At 54.3% G+C, this 1,800-nt stretch carries 3 protein-coding genes; all 3 read right to left on the reverse strand.

Translation table 11 applies throughout. The features are described 5' to 3' along the window. Positions 1-79: 79 nt before the first annotated feature. Positions 80-220, reverse strand: coding sequence for a DUF3768 domain-containing protein (locus NIG5292_RS15380; RefSeq protein WP_143082023.1), 141 nt, complete (start codon positions 218-220; stop codon positions 80-82). A gap of 250 nt (positions 221-470) precedes the next feature. Next, positions 471-1,502 (reverse strand): IS110 family RNA-guided transposase, encoded by a 1,032-nt coding sequence (locus NIG5292_RS14300; protein WP_048600212.1) that lies wholly within the window; start codon positions 1,500-1,502, stop codon positions 471-473. Positions 1,503-1,680: 178 nt separating this feature from the next. Then, positions 1,681-1,800, reverse strand: a 120-nt coding sequence (locus tag NIG5292_RS14895; RefSeq protein ID WP_370726562.1) for a LexA family protein, incomplete at its 5' end; no start/stop codon positions are given.

Consider the following 1,800-nt stretch of genomic DNA (forward strand, 5'->3'; position numbering starts at 1 on the left):
ATTGGTGTGAGGAGGAATCGGACATGGCGATAGATTAGCCAGAATGCACAAAGTGTCATCACGATAGTTAACAAATTGATCAATATTCTTCTGCTAGCATGATCGTGAGTACACGCGCGGTGACAGTTGGATCGCTTGGGTCTGGCGACTGCATTTGCAGGTCTACGTCGTAGGTATCGTGTGTGGATGCTCCCGGTTTCGCAAGGTGATTTCGGGACATTTTCTGGGTCAAGTTTATCGGTATCGGTCGTGTGTCAGGCCTCGTCAGATGTGGCTCTGATCGCCACGGGCCGTTATGGAGTTCGATCGCCTCAGGTCCAAATCGATCTTGAGGACTATTGGTGTCCTTGATTACTATATGGTTTTCCCGATGCGGATCAGCCGATGCTTTTGCCCATAATTGTCCTTTGATCTCCTTACTTTCCGGAATTTGTCAGCGCGAGCCGACCGTTCCGAACCTCTGCGCGGCGTCAGGCATACTCGACCAAACCACCACGATAATCCTGTTTCTTCGTGACCATGGCCCAAAGAATGCGGGCCATTTTGTTAGCCAGAGCGACGGCAGCCAACGTGCCCTTTTTGCGTTCAAGTAAGCGCCCTAGCCAGCCGTCGGGTTTGACACCTTTCCAGCGCGCCCATCTGATGCATACGGTGGCTCCTGTGATCAGTAATCGCCTCAGATCGGACTGGCCCATCTTACTGATTCGACCCAGTTTGGTTTTGCCACCCGTCGAGAGTTGTTTGGGCACCAAGCCCAGCCAGGCTGCAAAGTCGCGCCCACGCCGGAAGCTTTCCATGGGCGGCGCGAACGCAAGGAATGCCGCTGCTGTGATCGGGCCAACACCCGGCATTGTGCGGAGACGCTGGATGCCTTCGTCTTCTTTGGCCACATCAGCCATTTGGCGTTCCAAGGTGGCGATTGTCTGAGCCAGCTGAGCCATGTGGTGATAGTACAGGCGCGCGGTCTCGCGTACCAAATCCGGCATAGCGCCTTCTTGAGCTTCCATTGTGTCTTCGTAGGCCAGGAGTGCGGCGTCTCCTTTGGCGACAATGATCCCATGCTCGGCAAAATGACCACGCAAGGTCGTGATCAATGTCGCCCTCTGGCGGGTTAAGGTCTGATGCGTGCGAAAGAGCATAGCGTGGGTTTGCTGTTCTTGGCTTTTGACCTGAACAAACCGCATGCCGGGTTGACGCACCGCCGTTGCAATCGCCGCAGCGTCGTTGGCGTCATTCTTGGCGGAGCGTTTGACGAAGGGTTTCACATAGATCGGCGGGATGAGCCTCACCTCATGACCGGCTTCTTKTGCATATCGGCCCCACCAATGGCTGGTCGCACAGGCTTCCATCGCAACGAGGCAACTCGAGTGTTCCGCCAAGAGCTGGCTCAGCTTTCCACGCGAATACTTGCGATTGAATTTGACGACGCCTTCTGCCGTCGTAGCGCAAACCTGAAACGAGTGCTTTGCAAGGTCGATGGCCAGAATGCTAATATCTGACATGGATGTTTCCTTTCTTTTGAACTGACTTCCAACAAAGCCAGTCTGGCACATTGCGATGCCGTTGTGGGAGGGAGCATCCACCCCATCAACCTTGGAGCGCGCACGATCCAACAGCGCTAGCTAATGTGCACGCTCAAATTGAGGCCGATCTACGCGGAAAAAATCTTTGGCGAACTGATTAGTAGCTGCGGATCAAACCGACTAAACGCCCCTGAATTTTGACCTGATCAGCCGGCAAAATGCGTGTTTCATACGCGGGGTTTGCCGCTTCCAGCCCAATTGATGCACCGTTTTTGCG

Origin of the sequence: Nereida ignava, assembly GCF_001049735.1 — a bacterium.
GTDB lineage: Bacteria > Pseudomonadota > Alphaproteobacteria > Rhodobacterales > Rhodobacteraceae > Nereida > Nereida ignava.

What these genes read in the sequence shown, in the direction of transcription:
- NIG5292_RS15380 (WP_143082023.1), bottom strand. Translation starts at nt 220, where the DNA reads ATGTCCCGAAATCACCTTGCGAAACCGGGAGCATCCACACACGATACC.